General features: G+C 50.6%; 18 protein-coding genes. 4 read left to right on the forward strand and 14 right to left on the reverse strand.

The genetic code is table 11. The features are described 5' to 3' along the window. Positions 1–17 precede the first annotated feature (17 nt). From traM to IR173_RS14315, 13 genes are all read right to left on the reverse strand, one after another. Positions 18–1370, reverse strand: coding sequence for a conjugative transposon protein TraM (gene traM / locus IR173_RS14255; RefSeq protein WP_004291521.1), 1353 nt, complete (start codon positions 1368–1370; stop codon positions 18–20). After that, positions 1351–1638 (reverse strand): TraL conjugative transposon family protein, encoded by a 288-nt coding sequence (locus tag IR173_RS14260; protein ID WP_018697145.1) that lies wholly within the window; start codon positions 1636–1638, stop codon positions 1351–1353. The genes traM and IR173_RS14260 overlap by 20 nt, the downstream gene beginning before the upstream one ends. Positions 1639–1665: 27 nt before the next feature. Beyond that, positions 1666–2289: a conjugative transposon protein TraK gene (gene traK / locus IR173_RS14265; RefSeq protein WP_004291519.1), complete on the reverse strand. Its 624-nt coding sequence runs from the start codon at positions 2287–2289 to the stop codon at positions 1666–1668. Between the two features lie 31 nt (positions 2290–2320). Then, positions 2321–3325, reverse strand: coding sequence for a conjugative transposon protein TraJ (gene traJ, locus IR173_RS14270; protein WP_004291518.1), 1005 nt, complete (start codon positions 3323–3325; stop codon positions 2321–2323). Between the two features lie 3 nt (positions 3326–3328). After that, the gene (locus tag IR173_RS14275) at positions 3329–3958 is read right to left on the reverse strand and encodes a DUF4141 domain-containing protein (RefSeq protein ID WP_004304283.1); all 630 of its coding nucleotides are present in this window, start codon (positions 3956–3958) and stop codon (positions 3329–3331) included. Between the two features lie 23 nt (positions 3959–3981). Continuing rightward, positions 3982–4362: a DUF3876 domain-containing protein gene (locus tag IR173_RS14280; protein WP_004291516.1), complete on the reverse strand. Its 381-nt coding sequence runs from the start codon at positions 4360–4362 to the stop codon at positions 3982–3984. Positions 4363–4402: 40 nt separating this feature from the next. Then, on the reverse strand, positions 4403–6907 hold the full coding sequence (locus tag IR173_RS14285) for a TraG family conjugative transposon ATPase (protein WP_004291515.1): 2505 nt from the start codon (positions 6905–6907) through the stop codon (positions 4403–4405). Next, on the reverse strand, positions 6904–7236 hold the full coding sequence (locus tag IR173_RS14290; protein WP_004291514.1) for a DUF4133 domain-containing protein: 333 nt from the start codon (positions 7234–7236) through the stop codon (positions 6904–6906). Before IR173_RS14290 ends, IR173_RS14285 begins: the two co-directional genes overlap by 4 nt. A gap of 10 nt (positions 7237–7246) precedes the next feature. Further along, positions 7247–7564, reverse strand: a complete 318-nt coding sequence (locus tag IR173_RS14295) for a DUF4134 domain-containing protein (RefSeq protein WP_002560983.1) — start codon at positions 7562–7564, stop codon at positions 7247–7249. 201 nt (positions 7565–7765) lie between these two features. Then, the gene (locus IR173_RS14300; RefSeq protein ID WP_004304280.1) at positions 7766–8494 is read right to left on the reverse strand and encodes a hypothetical protein; all 729 of its coding nucleotides are present in this window, start codon (positions 8492–8494) and stop codon (positions 7766–7768) included. Positions 8495–8510: 16 nt separating this feature from the next. After that, entirely contained in the window at positions 8511–8864 is a 354-nt protein-coding gene (locus IR173_RS14305; RefSeq protein ID WP_004291505.1) for a DUF3408 domain-containing protein, read from the reverse strand. A 2-nt stretch (positions 8865–8866) separates the two neighbouring features. After that, complete coding sequence (locus tag IR173_RS14310; protein WP_004291503.1) at positions 8867–9307, reverse strand: DUF3408 domain-containing protein; 441 nt, start codon at positions 9305–9307, stop codon at positions 8867–8869. Between the two features lie 2 nt (positions 9308–9309). Next, a complete protein-coding gene (locus IR173_RS14315) occupies positions 9310–10359 on the reverse strand; it encodes a ParA family protein (RefSeq protein ID WP_004291492.1) in 1050 nt (349 codons plus the stop codon). On the opposite strand from IR173_RS14315, the gene IR173_RS14320 reads away from it, so the two are divergent. The 4 genes from IR173_RS14320 to mobC all read left to right on the forward strand — a co-directional run bounded on the left by IR173_RS14320 (position 10344) and on the right by mobC (position 14484). After that, positions 10344–10511, forward strand: coding sequence for a hypothetical protein (locus tag IR173_RS14320; protein WP_004313591.1), 168 nt, complete (start codon positions 10344–10346; stop codon positions 10509–10511). The two genes, IR173_RS14315 and IR173_RS14320, sit on opposite strands and share 16 nt — an antisense overlap. Positions 10512–10780: 269 nt before the next feature. Further along, complete coding sequence (gene mobA, locus IR173_RS14325; RefSeq protein WP_004291488.1) at positions 10781–11209, forward strand: conjugal transfer protein MobA; 429 nt, start codon at positions 10781–10783, stop codon at positions 11207–11209. Further along, positions 11188–12435, forward strand: a complete 1248-nt coding sequence (gene mobB / locus IR173_RS14330) for a conjugal transfer protein MobB (protein WP_237040246.1) — start codon at positions 11188–11190, stop codon at positions 12433–12435. Before mobA ends, mobB begins: the two co-directional genes overlap by 22 nt. A 30-nt stretch (positions 12436–12465) precedes the next feature. Continuing rightward, positions 12466–14484 carry a conjugal transfer protein MobC gene (gene mobC, locus IR173_RS14335; RefSeq protein ID WP_004291482.1) on the forward strand — a complete coding sequence of 673 codons (2019 nt, stop codon included), beginning with the start codon at positions 12466–12468 and terminating at the stop codon, positions 14482–14484. A gap of 131 nt (positions 14485–14615) precedes the next feature. Here the strand turns inward: mobC and IR173_RS14340 are convergent, their stop codons facing one another. Next, complete coding sequence (locus tag IR173_RS14340) at positions 14616–17870, reverse strand: P-loop NTPase fold protein (RefSeq protein WP_237040247.1); 3255 nt, start codon at positions 17868–17870, stop codon at positions 14616–14618. Between the last annotated feature and the right edge of the window lie 8 nt (positions 17871–17878).

Raw genomic sequence — 17878 nt, forward strand, 5'->3', positions numbered from 1 at the left:
GGTAATTTTTATTGTTTTCAATATTTTTCTTGGTAAAGCATGACCCTGTACCCGGCTTTCAGATGCACCTTGACGGTTCGCATCTTTTTGGCGATGTACTGGCTCGTGCCTTGTATCAGCCCCTTGCCCAAGTCGGAGGCGAGCTGCGCCCCGGCATTGGTGGAGATGTTGATGCTGCTTCCCAGCGAGCCGCCCATGTTGGCGGCGACCTCCCGGACGGCGTTCATCTCCATCGAGTTCGGGATGAAGATGCCGGGCTGTCCGTCCGTGTCATAGACCGCAAGCTCCACGGGGATAATCGTGCCGTCGTATTCCAGCGAGGTAATCTCGATGTCGAGCCGCTCACCCTGTATCTTGCCCGTGCCGACCACCACCGCACCCCGGGGTATTGTCCTGCCTGCCACCGCCATAGGCTCCAGCAGGCGCAGCCTTACCGTCTGCCCGTCCGTCACGCTCTGCGCCCCATGCACGCACGCCGGTATGGTGTTCCTGTCCAATACCTCCGCCGTGCCGACAGCCGTGTTGAAACCCCGGTTGCGTTCCTGCGATAAGGCGGCGACAAACTCCGCGTTACTCATAGGCTGTGAGAGTGAAGAAACTACTTGATGCTCCACCTGTCTGATAGGCATTGCCTTGTTCTTCTTCCCTTTCTGCACGGTAGTTGGCTCTGCCCTCTGTTCCGCCGATGGCTGTCCTCCGTTCTGACCGCCCATGTACTTTGCCGCCAGCTCGTAGGACTTCTCCATAAGAGCCACCTGCTCGTCCATAGAGGAAGCCTTGCCCCTCTCGCTTTCCAGTTCCGACTCCAGCGATGCGATGCGCTCCAACAATTCGTCCATCTCCGCATTGTCGTTTTTCGGCTGGTCGTAGAAGTTTCCGAGCGTGGCGTTCAGGTCACGGTAGGCGGCTGCGGAGGACTGGATGGTCTGCGGCGTGGCTGGCTTTGCCCTTTCTTCCTTGCCGCCCGGATTGGCGAGGTCGAAGTCCACTCCGTTCTCCGTTCCCGCTATCTCGCGGTCGAACATGTCGCCCAGCTGCCCGATGGCACGGTTGCGGCTCTCCTGACGCTCTTCCATCTCCCCATGCTCGTAGGCTTTCAGCTTGTCGCCGATAATCTGCCGGTTCGCCTTGTCAGCGTCGGGCATCTCGGTGTTGTATCCGTCCGTTCCCGGCGGTTGCTCCTTGCCGGAGGACGGGGCGAATATCAGCCACATCGCCCCGATGAACACCAACACCATAGCGGGCAGCACGATCATCTTCTGCCGTTTCAGCCGTTGCGCCTCTGTCAGCGGTTCGCGCTCCTTTTTCGGTTTCCCCGTTTCGGGAGCAGCTTTGTTCTCTTTCGTCGGTTCATTCTTTGTCTGTTCCATATAAATAAGGTGTTAAGTGATTGCCTGTTTCCGCCGGGGTCGGCAGTTCCACCCGTCCGGCGTGTCCCGTTTCCATATGTGAGCCGTCGTTCCTGCCGATGTCATAGACGGCTCTGCCGAAGGTGTAAAGGGCAAGCACCGCGAAGGCGGCGAACATCCCCAGCACGATGCGGCGGCGTGTTTCCGGCGGCAAGCCGTCCAGATACCCTTTGAGACTTGCCGCCAAGCGTTTCCGTTTGTCGTGGAGTTTCCAATACATGCCCCACATTGATTTTCTGATACTTTTCATGTCCTGTTACCGTTTGATAGTCTGTAAATCCTTGTTCTCAATGATGGTGAAACCCTCGATGGTAAAACCGTTCGGGTTGTCATCCGACCGCGATGCGTTCAGCAGGCGGCAGGTGGTCACGAGGCTGCGCTCGGTGACGTTGCTCTGCCGGATGATTTTCTGTGTGGCGTAGGTCACGGCACGGTAGGGATAGGCGTTGAAGTCGCACACCACGCTGTCCACCTTCAGCACTTGGTTGATGTTCCCGGCGATGATGCGGTTGTAGTACCCCTTCTCCGCGAAGTCCGAATAATAGTGGTACACGCTCTTGTCCGCCAGCAGCAAGGCACGTTTCACGTTGTGTTCAATCGCGCTTTTTTCAGGTGATAGCGTGAAGAACATCTCGTGGAAACGGCGCACATGTTCCCGTGCCTCCGCCGGGCGGTTCTGCGACAAATCCTGAGACAAGGCGAGCATCAGGCTCTTGCCGTTGTCCAGCACATAGATTTTCTCCCGTTGCTTCTCTGCGAAACGGTAGGAGTTCCACACGCTCCACACCGTCACCACGGCGCACAGCGAGAGGAAGACGATACCGAACAGGCGTATCTGCCTGAACGACGATTCGATGTTTCTAAGTGATTTGAATTCCATTTATATTTTCCAATTTATGATTGCACATTGATTATTTCAGCAATTTGCCGACACGTCCGACTGCGTTTCCTGCGGCTGCACCCGCCACGCTGCCCGCCATGCTTCCGGCTCGTCCCGCCATCTGGTTCACGTTGCGACCGTAACCGCCCATGCCTCCGGCTTGGATAATCCAGCCCGCAACGGTGGGAATGGTAAAGTAGCCGATGATGCCGATGCAGAGGAATACGATATACACCCCGTCGCTCGAATCCAGCGAGAAGTTCGGGTCTGCCTGCATCCGCTCGATGTCGTTTTGCAGCATCAGAACCTGTATCTTCGCCAGTATGGTGCTGAACATGTCCGATACCGGTAGCCACAGATAGACCTGTATATAGCGGCATATCCACTGCGTGAGCGTGTTTTGGAAACCGTCCCATACCGACAGGGCGAAGGCTATCGGACCGAGAATCGCCAGCACCACGAGAAAGAAGGTGCGGACGGTGTCTATCACGAGGGCGGCGGCTTGGAACAGCAGTTCGAGTATCTCGCGGAAGAAGTCGCGGATGCTCTTCTTCATGTTGTACATTCCCCGGTCGATATACATTCCCGCCATCGTCACCATGTCGGAGGGCGACCAGCCGAGTTCCTCCAGTTGCTTGTCAAATTCCTCGTTGGACACGAGGTAGGCGGTTTCGGGGTTGCGTACCATCGCCTCGTATTCCAGTTTGTCCTTCTGCTCCCGGTATCGGTTCATGTCCAGCGTTTCCGCCTCCAGCATCTTTGCCGTGCCCTGTACGACGGGTGAGAGGATGCTGTTTATCGTGCCCAGCACCACAGTCGGGAAGAACATGATGCACAGACCGATGGCAAAAGGACGGAGCATCGGGAATACGTCTATCGGTTCAGCTCTCGCCAGCGACTGCCATACCCGGTAGGCGACGTAGAACAGCGCACCCAGCCCGGCGATGCCTTTCGCCACACCAGCCATGTCCCCACACAGCGGCATCATCTGCTCATAAAGTGAACGTAAAATCTGATGAAGGTTGTCGAACTTCATAGGCTACCAGTATCTTTCGTTCATGTTCCCGTACAGCCCCATGATGCGGTCGAGGTCGTTCTTCTTTTTCGCACGCAGGTAACTCACGGAGATGTTCTTGTTCGTGTAGTAGCTCACGAGGTTGCGGTAACGCTTCATCTTCGAGTGGCAGCGTTCCACCACGTCCATGCGCTCCTTGTCGGTCATGGAGAGCGTGGTGATGTTCACCACGTTCCTGAGTTCCGTCAACACTTCGTTGCTTTCCTCCAGCAGTTTCGTGTAGCCGAAAGCGATTGCGGAAAGCTCTTCGGGTCTGAAATTCCCGTCACGGAGCATCCGTTGGAAACTGTTCACATAGATGTCTGTGATGTCGCCCACCATCAGGATGGTCTGCTGCACCTTGCGGGCGTCCTTGACCAGATTGTTCACCGATTTGAGGGCATCGTAATACTTCTTGCCCTGCTGATAGATTTTCACCGTCTCCTGAAAGTTGCTCACCATGTTCGTGGCGGTCTTGGAGGTATGGATGATGTTTTTGGAGGCATTGATGATGCCCTGCGCTAGATTGCCCGGATCGCTTACGACCCACTGTGCGCTTGCCCTGCCCGCGAAAAGCAGGCACAGGCAGATAATCATTGTTATTCTTGTTCTCATGTTACTTTGGATTTTAGTGGTTGTTATTCTTCGGTCGGATGTCCCGGCTGCGGCTTCACCCGCACATAGTCCCCGTTTGGCGAGAAAGTCAGCACATCCGTGGCCTCGTTGTAGGACACGTCGATGCGGAAGCCGGTGTTCATGAACAGGTTGCCGTTCTCCTCCTGCAAGAGATAGGTTTCCGGCTTGAGCTTGCGGCGCAGACCGCTACGACGGAACACCGTCACTTTGTAGGCTTCGCCCTCCTTGTAGATAAGCACGTCAGGTTTTCCCTCCACGCTCTCCCAGTTCCCGCACAGCATGTCGCGGCGGTTGTCGGCCACGTCGCAGGATTGCAGCATCATGACCGCCAATCCGATAAGGCACTTGCTGACTTGCAGCATTTTCACTTTTGGTAAATTCATACGCGTTTTTCTTTTTTGGTTGATACATTCTGTTTTTTAGTTATTCCTTGTTTCTCCGCCTTTCGGCAAGCTGCCGGATGGCGGCTTCGATGTCGTCGCCCAGCTTCTCCGCCAGACGGTAAACCTCCACTTTTTCCGTTTCCTCGGTGGTGTACGCCAGATACTCTTCCGCGCTGACCTCCGTGGCATAGACCGCCGACTGCGTGCCGCCCAAGCCTATCCACACCTCCTTGTAGAGCCGTGAAGGGTTGTTCGCCATGTTGATGGAGAGTATCTGCGACTTCTCCTTTTCCGTCAGTCCGAGCAACGCCTGTATCTGGTCGAACTTGTTCATATATTTCCTTTGGTCAAGCAGGATTTTACAATCCGAGTTGTTGATAATGCTCTCTTTGACCACCGGAGAACTGATAATGTCGTCCACCTCCTGCGTCACCACGATTGCCTCGCCGTAATATTTTCTGACCGTCTTATACATATAGCGCAGATATTCAGCCATGTTCGCCGATGAGAGGGCCTTCCAAGCCTCTTCCACGATAAGCTGTTTCCGCACGCCTTTCAGCCGCCGCATCTTGTTGATGAAGGCTTCCATGATGATGATGGTCACGACGGGGAACAGTTCGCGGTTTTCTTTAATCGAATCTATCTCGAAGACGATGAACCGCTTGCCGAGCAGGTCGATGTTCTCCGTGGAGTTGAGCAGGAAATCGTAACGCCCGCCCCGGTAATACTGCCGCATGGTGGTGAGCATGTTGTCGATGTTGAAGTCGGACTTCTCCACCTTGATGTCACGCTGTGCCAGTTCCTTGCGGTAGTCGTCACGCATATACTCGTAGAAGGTGTTGAACGACGGCACGATGCTACGGTCGGATTGGATGCGCTCAATATAGGCACTCACGGCACTGCCCAGCTCGCCGCTCTCCGTCTTTGTCACCTTGTCGTCCTCCGACTTCCAGAGCGTCAGCAACAGGGTCTTGATGCTGTCCTTCTTCTCCACGTCGAAGATGTAATCGTCGGTGTAGAACGGGTTGAAGCTGATGGGCTTATCTTCCGTGTAGGTGAAATACACACCGTCCGCTCCGCCTGTCTTGCGTCGGATCATGCCGCACAAGCCCTGATAGGAGTTTCCCGTGTCCACCAATACCACATGTGCGCCTTGCTCATAATATTGGCGCACGAGGTGGTTCATGAAGAAAGACTTGCCGCTGCCCGAAGGACCCAGCACGAACTTGTTGCGGTTGGTCGTGATACCTCGCTTCATGGGCAGGTCGGAGATGTCAAGGTGCAGCGGTTTTCCCGTGAGCCTGTCCACCATCTTGATGCCGAAGGGCGAGAGCGAGCTGCGGTAGTTGGTTTCCTCTGTGAACAGGCACACCGCCTGTTCGATGAAGGTGTGGAAACTCTCTTCCGCCGGGAAGTCCGCCGCATTGCCGGGTATCGCCGCCCAGTAGAGTGTCGGGCAGTCGATGGTGTTGTGGCGCGGCACGCATTCCATGCTTGCCAACTGGCTGCCCACGTCGTTCTTGATATGCTTCAGTTCCTCCGCATCGTCGCTCCACGCCATGACGTTGAAGTGTGCCCGTACCGAGGTCAGTCCGTAGGAATGGGCTTCGTTCAGGTATTGGTCTATCCACTCGCGGTTGATGCTGTTGCTCCTTGAATAGCGAGATAGCGACTGCATGTTACGGGCGGACTTCTCGAACTTCTGCAAGGTTTCCTCACTGTTGTCTATCAGCACATACTGGTTGTAGATATGGTTGCAGGAGAGCAGAAGCCCCACCGGGGAGGCGAATGACAGTCGGCAGTCACTCCGGTCGGTGGAGAGCTTCTCGTAACGGGTGTCGGTAGCCACCTTGCCCGGCAGGTCTTCCGCGTCGGAGAGGGTGTGCAGACACAGGCGGTTGTCGCCGATGCGCATCTCCCTTGCCGAAAGCTCGATGTCCTGCAAGGTGGTGTCACCTTCCGGCATGAGCGAGAAGTAGCGTTCAATAAGTCCCGTCTTTCCCTCAGTACCCACAATCTCATCGGTGGAGAGGCGGCGCAGCCTGACAAGCCCGCTGTCGTTCATGATGCGCTCGAACTGTTCGCAGGCTTCCAAGAACTTGGTCGTGGTTTCCCTGTCCAGCTCCTTCGGGATGATATGTCCCCGGCACAGCGTGCTGAAATTGCTCTGCATCCGGTTACGCTCCTTTGTTGTCTTGGTCAGGTAGAGGTAGCAGGTGTGTTTCAGGTACGGACGCTCGTTGAAGTGACGCTCGAAAGAGCGGCTTAAAAAGCTCATGTCGTCCTTCTGAAGCTCCGGTTTGTAGCGTTCCTTGATGAACCAGTCCTGTTTGTGGACGACGGAGTAGTCCGGCAGCACCTTGATAGCCTTGCACCAGCAACTGTGTATCGCCTCGTACTCCGCACCCGTCACGGTGTAAAGTTCCGGTAGTTCCACCTCGAAAGCCACCGTGATGTCGGCGTCCTTTGAGATGATGCAGCCATGCTCCACCGCTAAAAGTGGGAACCTGTTTTCCAGTGTTGTCATTTTCGATGTATTCCTCATTGTCTTTCTTCCTTTCGTTGTCGTTTGAACAGACGGGTTATCCGCCGCCGGTTGATAAGGTATCGGGGATGGCTCCGTGCCGCTCCTAATTTCATCAGCCCGTGTTCACCGTACCGGGCGTTCAGCGCGAAGGTCTGCCATACAAGGAGGGAGGACGATGCCGCGCCGAAGCCGATACATATCCACTGGTCGATACCGACCATGTAGAGGATGACGAACAGGACGAAGAGAGCCAGCAGACCTCCGCAGAAGATGAAGAGGTACTGTGCCTTCAAGCCCTTGAACTCTACCGGACGGCCGATACCCTTGTTGATTGGGTATTCAGCCATACATTATTTATTAAAGGAAGAATGAGCGCAGGATGGTGGCGGCAACAATCAGGAAGATGCACGCGCCGAACCACGAGGCGGCTGTCTTGCTGGTGTCGGGGTCGCCCGATGAAAACTTGCCGTACACTTTTACGCCCCCGATAAGCCCGACGACTGCACCGATGGCGTATATCAGTTTAGTTCCGGGGTCGAAATAAGAACTCACCATAGAGGTGGCTTCGTTGATGCCCGCGATGCCGTTTCCCTGCGCGAAAGCGGAGGCGGTTGCGGCGATGACAAGTGCCGCGGAGAGGATTGCTTTTCTGTTTTTCAAGATGTTCTTGTTCATAAACTGTTCTTGTTTTTTGCCGTCAAAAGGGTGGATGGTCCTTTGTCGGGCGGTTGATACTTTGTTTCTTTACTTTGGTTTTAGTGGATGCCCGTTTGTTTCCACGGACGTGGGCGTGTCCGTTGCGGATGGGGATGCGCCTTGCGTTTCCTCGCCGCGTGGGTTGATGTCATTCTTTCATGTTCATTTCTTTTATTGTTGTCATACATAGTTGCGAATGTCGAACTCCTCGATGTTGTCCGGCACGACGAACTCCTTTTCAGATTTCTTCAGCCGAATCTCGATAAGCCCCTTGATGCGGATGCCTATCTCCGAAGAGCCTTCCATCATTTTCTCGTACAACTCCGTGCCCTCCATGTCGGTGAACACCTTAGCCGCCTTTTCACGTTCCGCCTGTGTCGCGTCCGGGTTTTTGGCGGTCTTGCAGGCGTCGTCAATCTCGTCAAAGCTGCTGCCCGAAGCCCGTGGCGTGTCCGAGGCGTCCTCTTCCGGTTCGTCGTCCCCGTATCCCAGTTCCTCCGGCGGTATGCTCGTGAAGGTCTCATCGAGTTTTTCCTCCGGGACTTGTGCCGGGCGGGATGCGTTTCCCGTTTTTCCGTCGTCAAAAGTAGCCTCTTCCTCCGACAGCTCAATGCCTTTTTCAATAGTGGCGGCTTCTTGCGTCGGTATGGCAGCGGTTGTCCGGGTGGATGCCATCCTGAAACGGCTCTTGCCGATGATGTCCGCCTTTTCCGCAGGGACTTCCTCGTGTGCCGCTATGCGTTTAGCCTCATTCCCGTCCAGTGACCGCCATAATCCGACAATGCCCTTGAAGAAGCGGACAATCCGCGTGTCCATGATGCGCTCGTAAAGGAGCAGGAACAGGAACCAGAGGTTGCAGCCGACCGATACCGCCAGCAGAATGTCTGTCATGCTGATTGTGTAATTCATATCCTTCCGTTTTTGGTTAGAATACTGAATTGTAATTTCGGGCATAAAGGCTCTTTATCGCATCTTCGCACTGGTTGAAGTGGTGCGTCAGCACATGGTCGATGTAAGCGGACAGCGTAAGCCGGTCATGCCCGATTACACGGGTGATACGCATGATACGCTCGTGGTACTCCGGGCGCACATACGCCATCTTCCCCTCACGTGCCTTTACTTCCGGGTCGCGGATGAACAGGCGTTCATAGTCCTTCTCACTGCATTTGCCGCTTACCGGGACAGGCGACAGTATTTCCACACTCGCCTGCACTTGGGTAAACATACCTCCGCAGTCTTGCTGTGGTCTTTTTTCATTCGGTGTCATTTCTTTTTCCATTTTCAAATCAGATCTTCACGTTGTTTCTTGTACAGTTCGTTGATTCTCTCCTTGTGCTGTTCCAGATGCTGGCGCAGCACGGTATCCACATATCCGCCTACTGAGATTTCCCCTCCGGCGATGTCGTTCACGATTCTGAGGATCTTGCCGTGGACGTCACGGCTGATATAGACACATTGGCGGGTCTTTATCTCGTTGCGGCGCAGGAATAGCTCGTTGTAGTCCTCGTCCTGCCTTTTCCGGCGTCCACTTTCCCTCTGCGCTTTTTCCCGTGTTACGGGTTGCACAGGAGATGGTTCCGGTGCGGCGGTGTCCTCTTCGGTCGGTGCAGCTGCGGGTACTTCCTGTGCGGGGCGCAGTGTCCCGTCCTGTGTGCGCCGCCCGATGGAGGCTAACAGCAGTTCCTCGTCGATGCCTTCCGTGTTCACTTTCCTGCTGCCCATGCTCACTGCGGTCTGATGATGTCGCTTATCTCTTCGGAAAACTCCCGGATGCCACTCCCTTTCAGCAGTGCCGTGTCCATCGGGAAGATGGTGGAGCGGAAAACGCTCTTGCGCTCTTCCGAAAGGTCACGGCGGAACTTCTTGCTGTCGGGCAAGCGGGTGGAAAGTACCGGAAAGCCCATTTCGGCTATCACTTCCTCGTAGATGCCGTACAAGTCGTTCCTCTCCCTGCCGTCCACCATCGTCCAGAACAGATGCAGCCCCTTTGTTTTCGCCTGTCCGGTAGTCATCAGCCTGTCGCGGAACATCGTGACGAATTTCAGGGTACTCTCCACGACAAAGCGGTCGGCACTCAGCGGAGTGAAAATGTAGTCCATCTGCGAGAGCGTCTTTATCACGCCGTTGCTTCGGAGTGTGCCGGGCATGTCGAAGAACACCACGTCGGGTTTCACGTCCTCAGTGGCAATCATCCTCTCGGCATCGTCGAGGGCGTTCACCGCATTGCTTTTGACGATGGTGTAGGCGTTCTTTTTGATCCGGCGGAAATGGTCGCAAGCGAGAGCCTTGAAGTAGGTGCTGCTGTCGATAAGCCCCATTTCGTGTTCGCGCAGCCCGTGGATGCTGTGCTGCGGGTCGTCGCAGTCCACGACGGCGACATTGTAGCCTTTCACGTTGTGCAGGTAGCTGGCGGCAAGTGCCGTGACAGTGGATTTGCCGATGCCACCTTTCTGTGTTGCGAATGCAACGAAGATTTCCTTACTCATAGTTCCATTTATTTTAATTGTTGATGATTTGTTTTTCTGTTTCCATACGGATTTGGCTGTCGCACCATCCGCTTCCGTGACTACACACGCAGGCGGGTCGTCGCGTATCCGGTTCTGTGGTGAAGCGGTGCGTCGGACAAATGGTGATTGACGACATTGCGTCATGAAGTCATTGAATCCATACGTCACCGAATTGTCGGAGAACCGGGTTTCCGACGGTTCGGGTATCCGTTTCGGCAAGTATCCGAAGAAGCGGATTTCCGGGTATTTGAATGTTCCGTTTATCATATCTTCAAATCGTTCGTTTCTTGAATCATGCTGCAAATAAACAAGTATATTTTGGAACCTGTATCACTTCTCCGGCAAGTGGCGGCACGTTGCGCCGGTTGGCAGTCATTGACCGGGTCAAGCATCTGTCCGATACCGCTTTAAGGGCGTAACTTTGCACCCGGACAGCAGGGTTCGCCGATGACGCGCGGCCCGGAGTCCTGAAAGGTATTTTCCCAATCCGTCCCCTGACGGATTTTTATGTTCACCTGAACATAGCAAGATGTCTTTTCAGCCGCTCAAAATATTTTGAGCAGCCACGAAAAGCACTTGCCCTTGCAGGGGGCGGGCTTTCCCTCCGAAGTCGGGAAGCCTTTCAGAACTGCGGTGCTGTAATCCGAAGCGGCGGCTTATGCCGTCAATCCGCTAAATCCAAAGTAATATGAAAGAGAAAAGGAAAAGCAAATCAGGGAGAAATCCCAAACTTGATCCGGCGGTGTACCGGTACACCGTCCGTTTCAACGAGGAGGAACACAACCGTTTCCTCGCCATGTTCGGAAAATCGGGTGTCTATGCACGGTCTGTTTTCCTCAAAGCGCACTTCTTCGGGCAACCGTTCAAGGTGCTGAAGGTGGACAAGACGTTGGTGGACTATTACACCAAACTGTCGGATTTTCATGCACAATTCCGTGCCGTGGGTACGAATTACAACCAAGTCGTGAAGGAACTGAGGCTGCATTTTTCAGAGAAAAAGGCGATGGCGTTGCTCTACAAATTAGAGCAACACACCGTCGAACTCGTGAAACTGAGCCGCCGGATTGTGGAACTTTCAAGGGAAATGGAGGCAAAATGGTCGCAAAAATCAGTGTAGGAAGTTCGTTGTACGGCGCGATTGCCTACAACGGGGAGAAGATTAACGAGGCGCAGGGGCGGCTTCTCACCCCCAACCGCATCTACAATGACGGTTCGGGAACGGTGGACATAGGCAAGGCGATGGAGGGTTTTCTCACCTTCCTGCCACCGCAGATGAAGATCGAGAAGCCGGTGGTGCATATCTCTCTCAACCCGCACCCGGAGGATGTGCTGACCGATATTGAGTTGCAGAATATCGCCCGCGAGTATCTGGAAAAACTCGGTTTCGGAAACCAGCCTTATCTTGTATTCAAGCACGAGGACATCGACCGCCACCACCTGCACATCGTGACGGTCAACGTGGACGAGAACGGGAAAAGGCTCAACCGGGATTTTCTCTACCGCCGCAGCGACCGTATCCGCAGGGAACTGGAACAGAAGTACGGATTGCATCCGGCAGAACGTAAAAATCAGAGATTGGATAATCCGTTGCGCAAGGTGGCCGCATCGGCAGGTGATGTGAAGAAGCAGGTAGGCAACACCGTGAAGGCTCTGAATGGGCAGTACCGTTTCCAGACGATGGGCGAATACCGTGCGCTCCTTTCCTTATATAATATGACGGTGGAGGAAGCGAGGGGCAACGTGCGCGGACGGGAGTATCACGGGCTGGTCTATTCCGTCACGGACGACAAGGGTAACAAGGTGGGCAACCCGTTCAAATCCTCGCTTTTCGGGAAGTCCGCAGGCTATGAAGCCGTACAGAAGAAGTTTGTCCGTTCCAAATCGGAAATCAAGGATAGGAAACTGGCAGACATGACGAAACGCACCGTCCTTTCCGTGCTGCAAGGCACTTATGACAAGGACAAATTTGTATCCCAACTCAAAGAGAAGGGCATCGACACCGTACTGCGCTACACAGAGGAAGGGCGCATCTATGGGGCTACCTTCATCGACCACCGCACGGGATGCGTGCTGAACGGTTCGCGCATGGGTAAGGAGCTTTCGGCGAATGCCTTGCAGGAACACTTCACCCTGCCATACGCCGGACAACCGCCGATACCGCTATCCATCCCTGTGGATGCTGCGGACAAGGCACACGGGCAGACCGCCTACGACAGTGAAGATATATCGGGCGGTATGGGCTTGCTCACTCCCGAAGGTCCGGCGGTAGATGCCGAGGAAGAGGCTTTCATCCGGGCGATGAAGCGCAAAAAGAAGAAAAAACGCAAGGGCTTGGGTATGTAATCAGAGTATCAACAATTAAAAAATCAATGTATGTCACAACAAGAAGACGATTTGAGGGCATTGGCGAAAATCATGGATTTTCTGCGTGCCGTGAGTATCATTTTAGTGGTCATGAACGTGTACTGGTTCTGCTACGAAGCCATCCGGCTGTGGGGCGTGAACATCGGCGTGGTGGACAAAATCCTTCTGAACTTCGACCGCACGGCGGGGCTGTTCCATTCCATTCTCTACACGAAGCTGTTTTCCGTCCTTTTGCTTGCCTTGTCCTGTCTGGGTACGAAGGGTGTCAAGGGTGAGAAAATCACTTGGGGGAGAATCTGGACAGCATTTGCCGTCGGGTTCGTGCTGTTTTTCCTGAACTGGTGGTTGCTGCCCCTGCCGCTGCCGCTTGAAGCGGTGACGGGACTGTATGTCCTTACCATTGGAACGGGCTATGTCTGCCTGTTGATGGGTGGTCTGTGGATGAGCCGCCTGTTGAAACACAATTTGATGGAGGATGTTTTCAACAACGAGAACGAGAGTTTCATGCAGGAAACGAGGCTTATCGAAAGCGAGTATTCGGTCAATCTGCCGACACGTTTCTATTACAGGAAACGCTGGAACAACGGTTGGATCAATGTAGTTAATCCCTTCCGTGCGTCCATCGTGTTGGGTACGCCGGGCAGCGGCAAGTCCTATGCCGTGGTAAACAATTTTATCAAGCAACAGATTGAAAAGGGCTTTAGTCAATACATCTACGATTTCAAGTATCCCGACCTATCTACTATTGCCTACAACCATTTGCTGAACCACCCGGACGGCTACAAGGTAAAGCCGAAGTTCTATGTGATCAACTTCGACGACCCGCGACGCTCTCATCGGTGCAATCCCATTCACCCGGATTTTATGGAAGATATTACGGATGCCTATGAGAGTGCCTACACAATAATGCTCAACCTCAATAAAACGTGGGTGCAAAAGCAGGGCGACTTCTTCGTGGAGTCACCTATCATTCTGTTTGCCAGTATTATCTGGTATCTCAAAATCTATCAGAACGGGAAGTTTTGCACGTTTCCCCATGCTATCGAGTTTCTGAACCGCCGTTACGAGGATATATTTCCGATACTGACCTCTTATCCGGAGCTGGAGAACTACCTTTCGCCGTTCATGGATGCGTGGCTTGGAGGGGCTGCGGAGCAGCTCATGGGTCAGATAGCGTCGGCAAAAATCCCGCTTTCGAGGATGATTTCACCGCAGCTCTACTGGGTGATGTCAGACAGCGAGTTTACGCTGGACATCAACAATCCCGAAGAGCCGAAAATCCTCTGCGTGGGTAACAATCCCGACCGTCAGAATATCTACGGTGCGGCACTCGGTCTGTATAATTCCCGTATCGTGAAGCTCATCAACAAGAAGGGGATGCTGAAGTCATCGGTCATCATCGACGAGTTGCCCACAATATACTTCAAAGGGTTGGACAATCTTATAGCTACCGCCCGAAGCAACAAGGTTGCCGTGTGTCTGGGCTTTCAGGATTTCAGCCAGTTAGTGCGTGACTACGGGGACAAAGAGGCGAAAGTGGTGATGAACACTGTCGGCAATATTTTCTCCGGTCAGGTGGTGGGGGAAACAGCCAAGACGCTCTCCGAGCGGTTCGGTAAGGTGTTGCAGAAACGGCAGTCCATCTCCATCAACCGGCAGGATGTTTCCACCTCCATCAACACGCAGATGGACGCGCTCATTCCACCGAGTAAGATTTCCGGGCTTACGCAGGGAATGTTTGTCGGTTCTGTATCCGACAACTTCAACGAGCGTATCGAGCAGAAGATTTTTCATTGCGAGATTGTGGTGGATGCCGAAAAGGTGAAACGGGAAGAAAGTGCCTACAAGAAAATTCCCGTCATTACAAACTTCACGGACGAGGACGGCAACGACCGCATGAAGGAAACGGTGCAGGCGAACTACCGGCGCATCAAGGAAGAGGTGAAGCAGATTGTGCAGGAGGAACTGGAGCGTATCAAAAACGATCCGGTGCTGTGTAAACTGCTACCAGATAATGAGACTGTCTAACAAGTCCCCAAAATTGAAAATTATCCCTATCGAAGTTTGAAGTGACCCCCAAAAGTTGGATACAATTTTTTTGGGGGGCACTTCAGTTCTGACGGGTAAAATCGTAAAATTCGGACTTGTTAGACAAATACTTACGCGGTTTCAACCTCAGGTACTGAATCTATCGAATTGACAAATTTAACCAATTGCGGATCTGAATCTTTTTGTATGAGGTTTCGGAGACTCTTTTTCAATTCATAAGCATCATCCCCTGCTGTATTTATTAAATCCATATAAAAATCTTTGTTTTGCAGAATCAATGAACGGCATGCCCCATCGGAAATTACAGGTTTCACTATTTTATCAATAACGTCTCCAGCTTGACTTTTCAAATTACCATGCGATCTAAGCCATGTTTCGAAAAATTGAAACTTTATTGCATTGATAGTCTTTTTACCGATGCAGAAATCATTTCTTATATCGGTAACTGTCGATTTAATTTTTCGTTTATCCAATCTTTCAACTATATTCTTGAAACAATTAGGGAAAGGATTCAAACTTTGAGTTCCAGAAGCAATATCCATCAGAATCTTTTTGCCAAATTCAGTCAAGTTATCTGGCAAGGATTTGATTTTAGCCAGTAAATGTTTTATTGCGACAAACCAATAATATGATGTATGTGCTGTTCTTTGGGCGTATAATGTATCAACACTTATTTCAGACAACGCTTCGAACGCTATTTTATTGATATGATTGGTCAGGACATTGCTTATTTTAGTGGTCAAATCGTAAAAAGATGCGTCAGGAATTACATCTTTAATATTGTTCTTAGTGATATACTTATCCAAATCGGTATTCCACTCTGCTAAATGCTCGATAAATACCTCATCCGTTACACCTATTCTGTTCTTAATATCTTCAAATTGGGGCAATATGTCTGAGAGCAATAATTTATAGCCAAGTTTATGATTTACCATGTATTGTAGTGTTTCATTTAATAGCGGTATATTCCATCCCACACTATTTACTAATAAGTCTCCATGATCCACATAATAGTCCATGAGTTCTGCAACATATTTTATATCTCCACCCTCTATTAAGGAAACGGAATGACCATGTGCCAATTGCATGGCGACTAAATCGTAATATCCAGACTCTTTAATGTTTCGGCCATCAGTTTCTAATTCAGAATGCAACTGATTTATGTAGGTTGAATCTAACGTTACAGGTAAAGGTCTTTCTTCGTCAGATGCCAATAAACGATAGGTTGTAAATATAGCCCCTATATTATCTTTATTTACATTCTGTTCATCAATGCAATTCGTGATCGCTTGCAAAAGCGTTGGAAACGTATAGGTAGAATTATCTTTTAACGTTTTTACAATATCTGCATGGTCGAAATTATCGGGTAGTAAGTTTGCCAAATAATTATCGAGCGCCTCCGAATTTGTTGCTACTTGATAATATTTATATGCTTTAGTTGTCGCGTTATCCCGATAGGCAGCATCTGTTGCATTTGCAGCTTGAATATAATCGATAAATGTATTTGGCTTGACTGTTTTTGCTTCAATCAATGACGTAAAATCGCACGCCAACTTATTTTGCGCAATAAACCTGTCTATTGCATCTAACGTTTTGAAATAGTCGCCGCCATTGAAGTCATTGAACCGAACTATCTTCTTATATAATTGAGCAATCACATGGTTTTGGCTTTCCGTGTCTAAATGCAACAGCAGTTCTTGGTATTCGACAGGGAACACCTGCTTCTCTATGGATTCTTTTAATTTCAATTGTGCTATTCTTTGCCATACACGCAGAATAACATCGCTCTTTCGAGTTAATTTATGCAAACAATGTATAATCTTATCGATAAGCGCATTGTCCATACATTGTATAACTTCTTCTAATACAGTGTCAAATTGTTTATTAGTCTCTGCATATTGATTTATGTCGTGGTCTTCTTCTCCGTTGATGCAGCCTTCAATATATTTTTTCAATGGAATTTGTCGAGCATCTTCAACATCGACACCATATACCAAAGCTGCAATTTCGCGTTGTGTTTGCAGATCATTGTTAATTATTGTTTGAATGCCATTCAGATAGTCGCCGGACAATATTTGTTCTACTGGATTTGCCAGAATATCCGTCTTCTTCAAACAGAACAATGCTATGTTTATCATCAAAATTTCGTTACACCACTCTTGTTTAAGAGCGACCATCTCATTGATATATGATATAATTTCCCTAACATTGGCATTAGGATTTACCAATCTGAATATCCGATTTATAGTTTCTTTCGCTTCATTTTCTGTTTCTCCAAATGCTTCAACAAACAGTTTGTTGAATATACTTCGATAGTCGGTAATAACAGGAGGAGCAACACGATAAACAATAGGGAAAGTTTTATTGATAAAATACTTGGTCAGTTGTTTCGTTTGTTCGTCGGTCTCATCTCCGAATGCACAAGCTAAATGTGTTTCATCGAAAGGAATAACAGCCCAAACATTTTCAAAACCGCTATCGGCGAAGAACGTATGGATAGAAGACCATAATTCTTTTACTTTTTCAGCGGGGAGACGATCCATGTTGTCAAAAACAAGGACTAATTTACGTTGTCCTTTTTCCTTGATAAAATCAGAAATGTCTTGCATCCATGTTTTGAACTCGTAAACCGTTGGTTCGTCTTCGCTCAAAGTCTCATAGCAAACGTCCTTTTCGACTTTATCTTGATAAATAGCTAACATATAACTCCATCCATATTTATGATCTTTGCTATATGCCCATTTCCAAACGCACAATGCAATAAGAACTGGCAGTGCAGCTATGATAATAGACAATAAAGAAAACCACCATGTTGTGGGTGTAGGTTTTACTGCATACGCAATAAATGTAAATATCGGAGTTAAAACTGCAACCAAAAATGCCGCAACCATACCATTACTGATAAGGGGATATTTTTCGGTTACGGTCTCCGTTTTACGGGCTAATAAATATTTCAGCTTTTCAGACCATGATACGGTTTTCGTACCTCCACCTTTGACTTTTATTGTTGCATTTCCAGATAGGATACCATCATCAATAAGTTTGCTTGTAAGCAATTCCAATATAGAGCGGCGTTGCAAGTCCTCTTGATGTCCCCATGCGTCATACTCAAAAAAGTAATAGTCGTCTGATAATTCACGTTCCAACATTTTAACCACGTTGGATTTTCCAGATCCCCAAATACCTTCGATGCCGATAATTCGAGGTAAAGTACATTCCTCATCCAATGAATCATTCTGACAAAAATGGCGAGCAATAGTTTTTGCCAACCTTTCTTGCGAACCTCCATCGAATTTGTCAATACCACACGGTTTATTTTGGATAAACCGCGGATATTGCTGTTTGGATTGTAGTTTTGTTTCCATATACGTAA

This window comes from Phocaeicola faecalis (assembly GCF_021730445.1).
Lineage (GTDB): Bacteria > Bacteroidota > Bacteroidia > Bacteroidales > Bacteroidaceae > Phocaeicola > Phocaeicola faecalis.

Bases quoted from the DNA above. Each gene is read 5' to 3' on its own strand.
- traM (WP_004291521.1), bottom strand. From the start codon at position 1,370: ATGGAACAGACAAAGAATGAACCGACGAAAGAGAACAAAGCTGCTCCC.
- IR173_RS14260 (WP_018697145.1), bottom strand. From the start codon at position 1,638: ATGTGGGGCATGTATTGGAAACTCCACGACAAACGGAAACGCTTGGCG.
- traK (WP_004291519.1), bottom strand. From the start codon at position 2,289: ATGGAATTCAAATCACTTAGAAACATCGAATCGTCGTTCAGGCAGATA.
- traJ (WP_004291518.1), bottom strand. From the start codon at position 3,325: ATGAAGTTCGACAACCTTCATCAGATTTTACGTTCACTTTATGAGCAG.
- IR173_RS14275 (WP_004304283.1), bottom strand. From the start codon at position 3,958: ATGAGAACAAGAATAACAATGATTATCTGCCTGTGCCTGCTTTTCGCG.
- IR173_RS14280 (WP_004291516.1), bottom strand. From the start codon at position 4,362: ATGAATTTACCAAAAGTGAAAATGCTGCAAGTCAGCAAGTGCCTTATC.
- IR173_RS14285 (WP_004291515.1), bottom strand. From the start codon at position 6,907: ATGAGGAATACATCGAAAATGACAACACTGGAAAACAGGTTCCCACTT.
- IR173_RS14290 (WP_004291514.1), bottom strand. From the start codon at position 7,236: ATGGCTGAATACCCAATCAACAAGGGTATCGGCCGTCCGGTAGAGTTC.
- IR173_RS14295 (WP_002560983.1), bottom strand. From the start codon at position 7,564: ATGAACAAGAACATCTTGAAAAACAGAAAAGCAATCCTCTCCGCGGCA.
- IR173_RS14300 (WP_004304280.1), bottom strand. From the start codon at position 8,494: ATGAATTACACAATCAGCATGACAGACATTCTGCTGGCGGTATCGGTC.
- IR173_RS14305 (WP_004291505.1), bottom strand. From the start codon at position 8,864: ATGGAAAAAGAAATGACACCGAATGAAAAAAGACCACAGCAAGACTGC.
- IR173_RS14310 (WP_004291503.1), bottom strand. From the start codon at position 9,307: ATGGGCAGCAGGAAAGTGAACACGGAAGGCATCGACGAGGAACTGCTG.
- IR173_RS14320 (WP_004313591.1), top strand. From the start codon at position 10,344: ATGTTCCGTTTATCATATCTTCAAATCGTTCGTTTCTTGAATCATGCT.
- IR173_RS14315 (WP_004291492.1), bottom strand. From the start codon at position 10,359: ATGATAAACGGAACATTCAAATACCCGGAAATCCGCTTCTTCGGATAC.
- mobA (WP_004291488.1), top strand. From the start codon at position 10,781: ATGAAAGAGAAAAGGAAAAGCAAATCAGGGAGAAATCCCAAACTTGAT.
- mobB (WP_237040246.1), top strand. From the start codon at position 11,188: ATGGTCGCAAAAATCAGTGTAGGAAGTTCGTTGTACGGCGCGATTGCC.
- mobC (WP_004291482.1), top strand. From the start codon at position 12,466: ATGTCACAACAAGAAGACGATTTGAGGGCATTGGCGAAAATCATGGAT.
- IR173_RS14340 (WP_237040247.1), bottom strand. From the start codon at position 17,870: ATGGAAACAAAACTACAATCCAAACAGCAATATCCGCGGTTTATCCAA.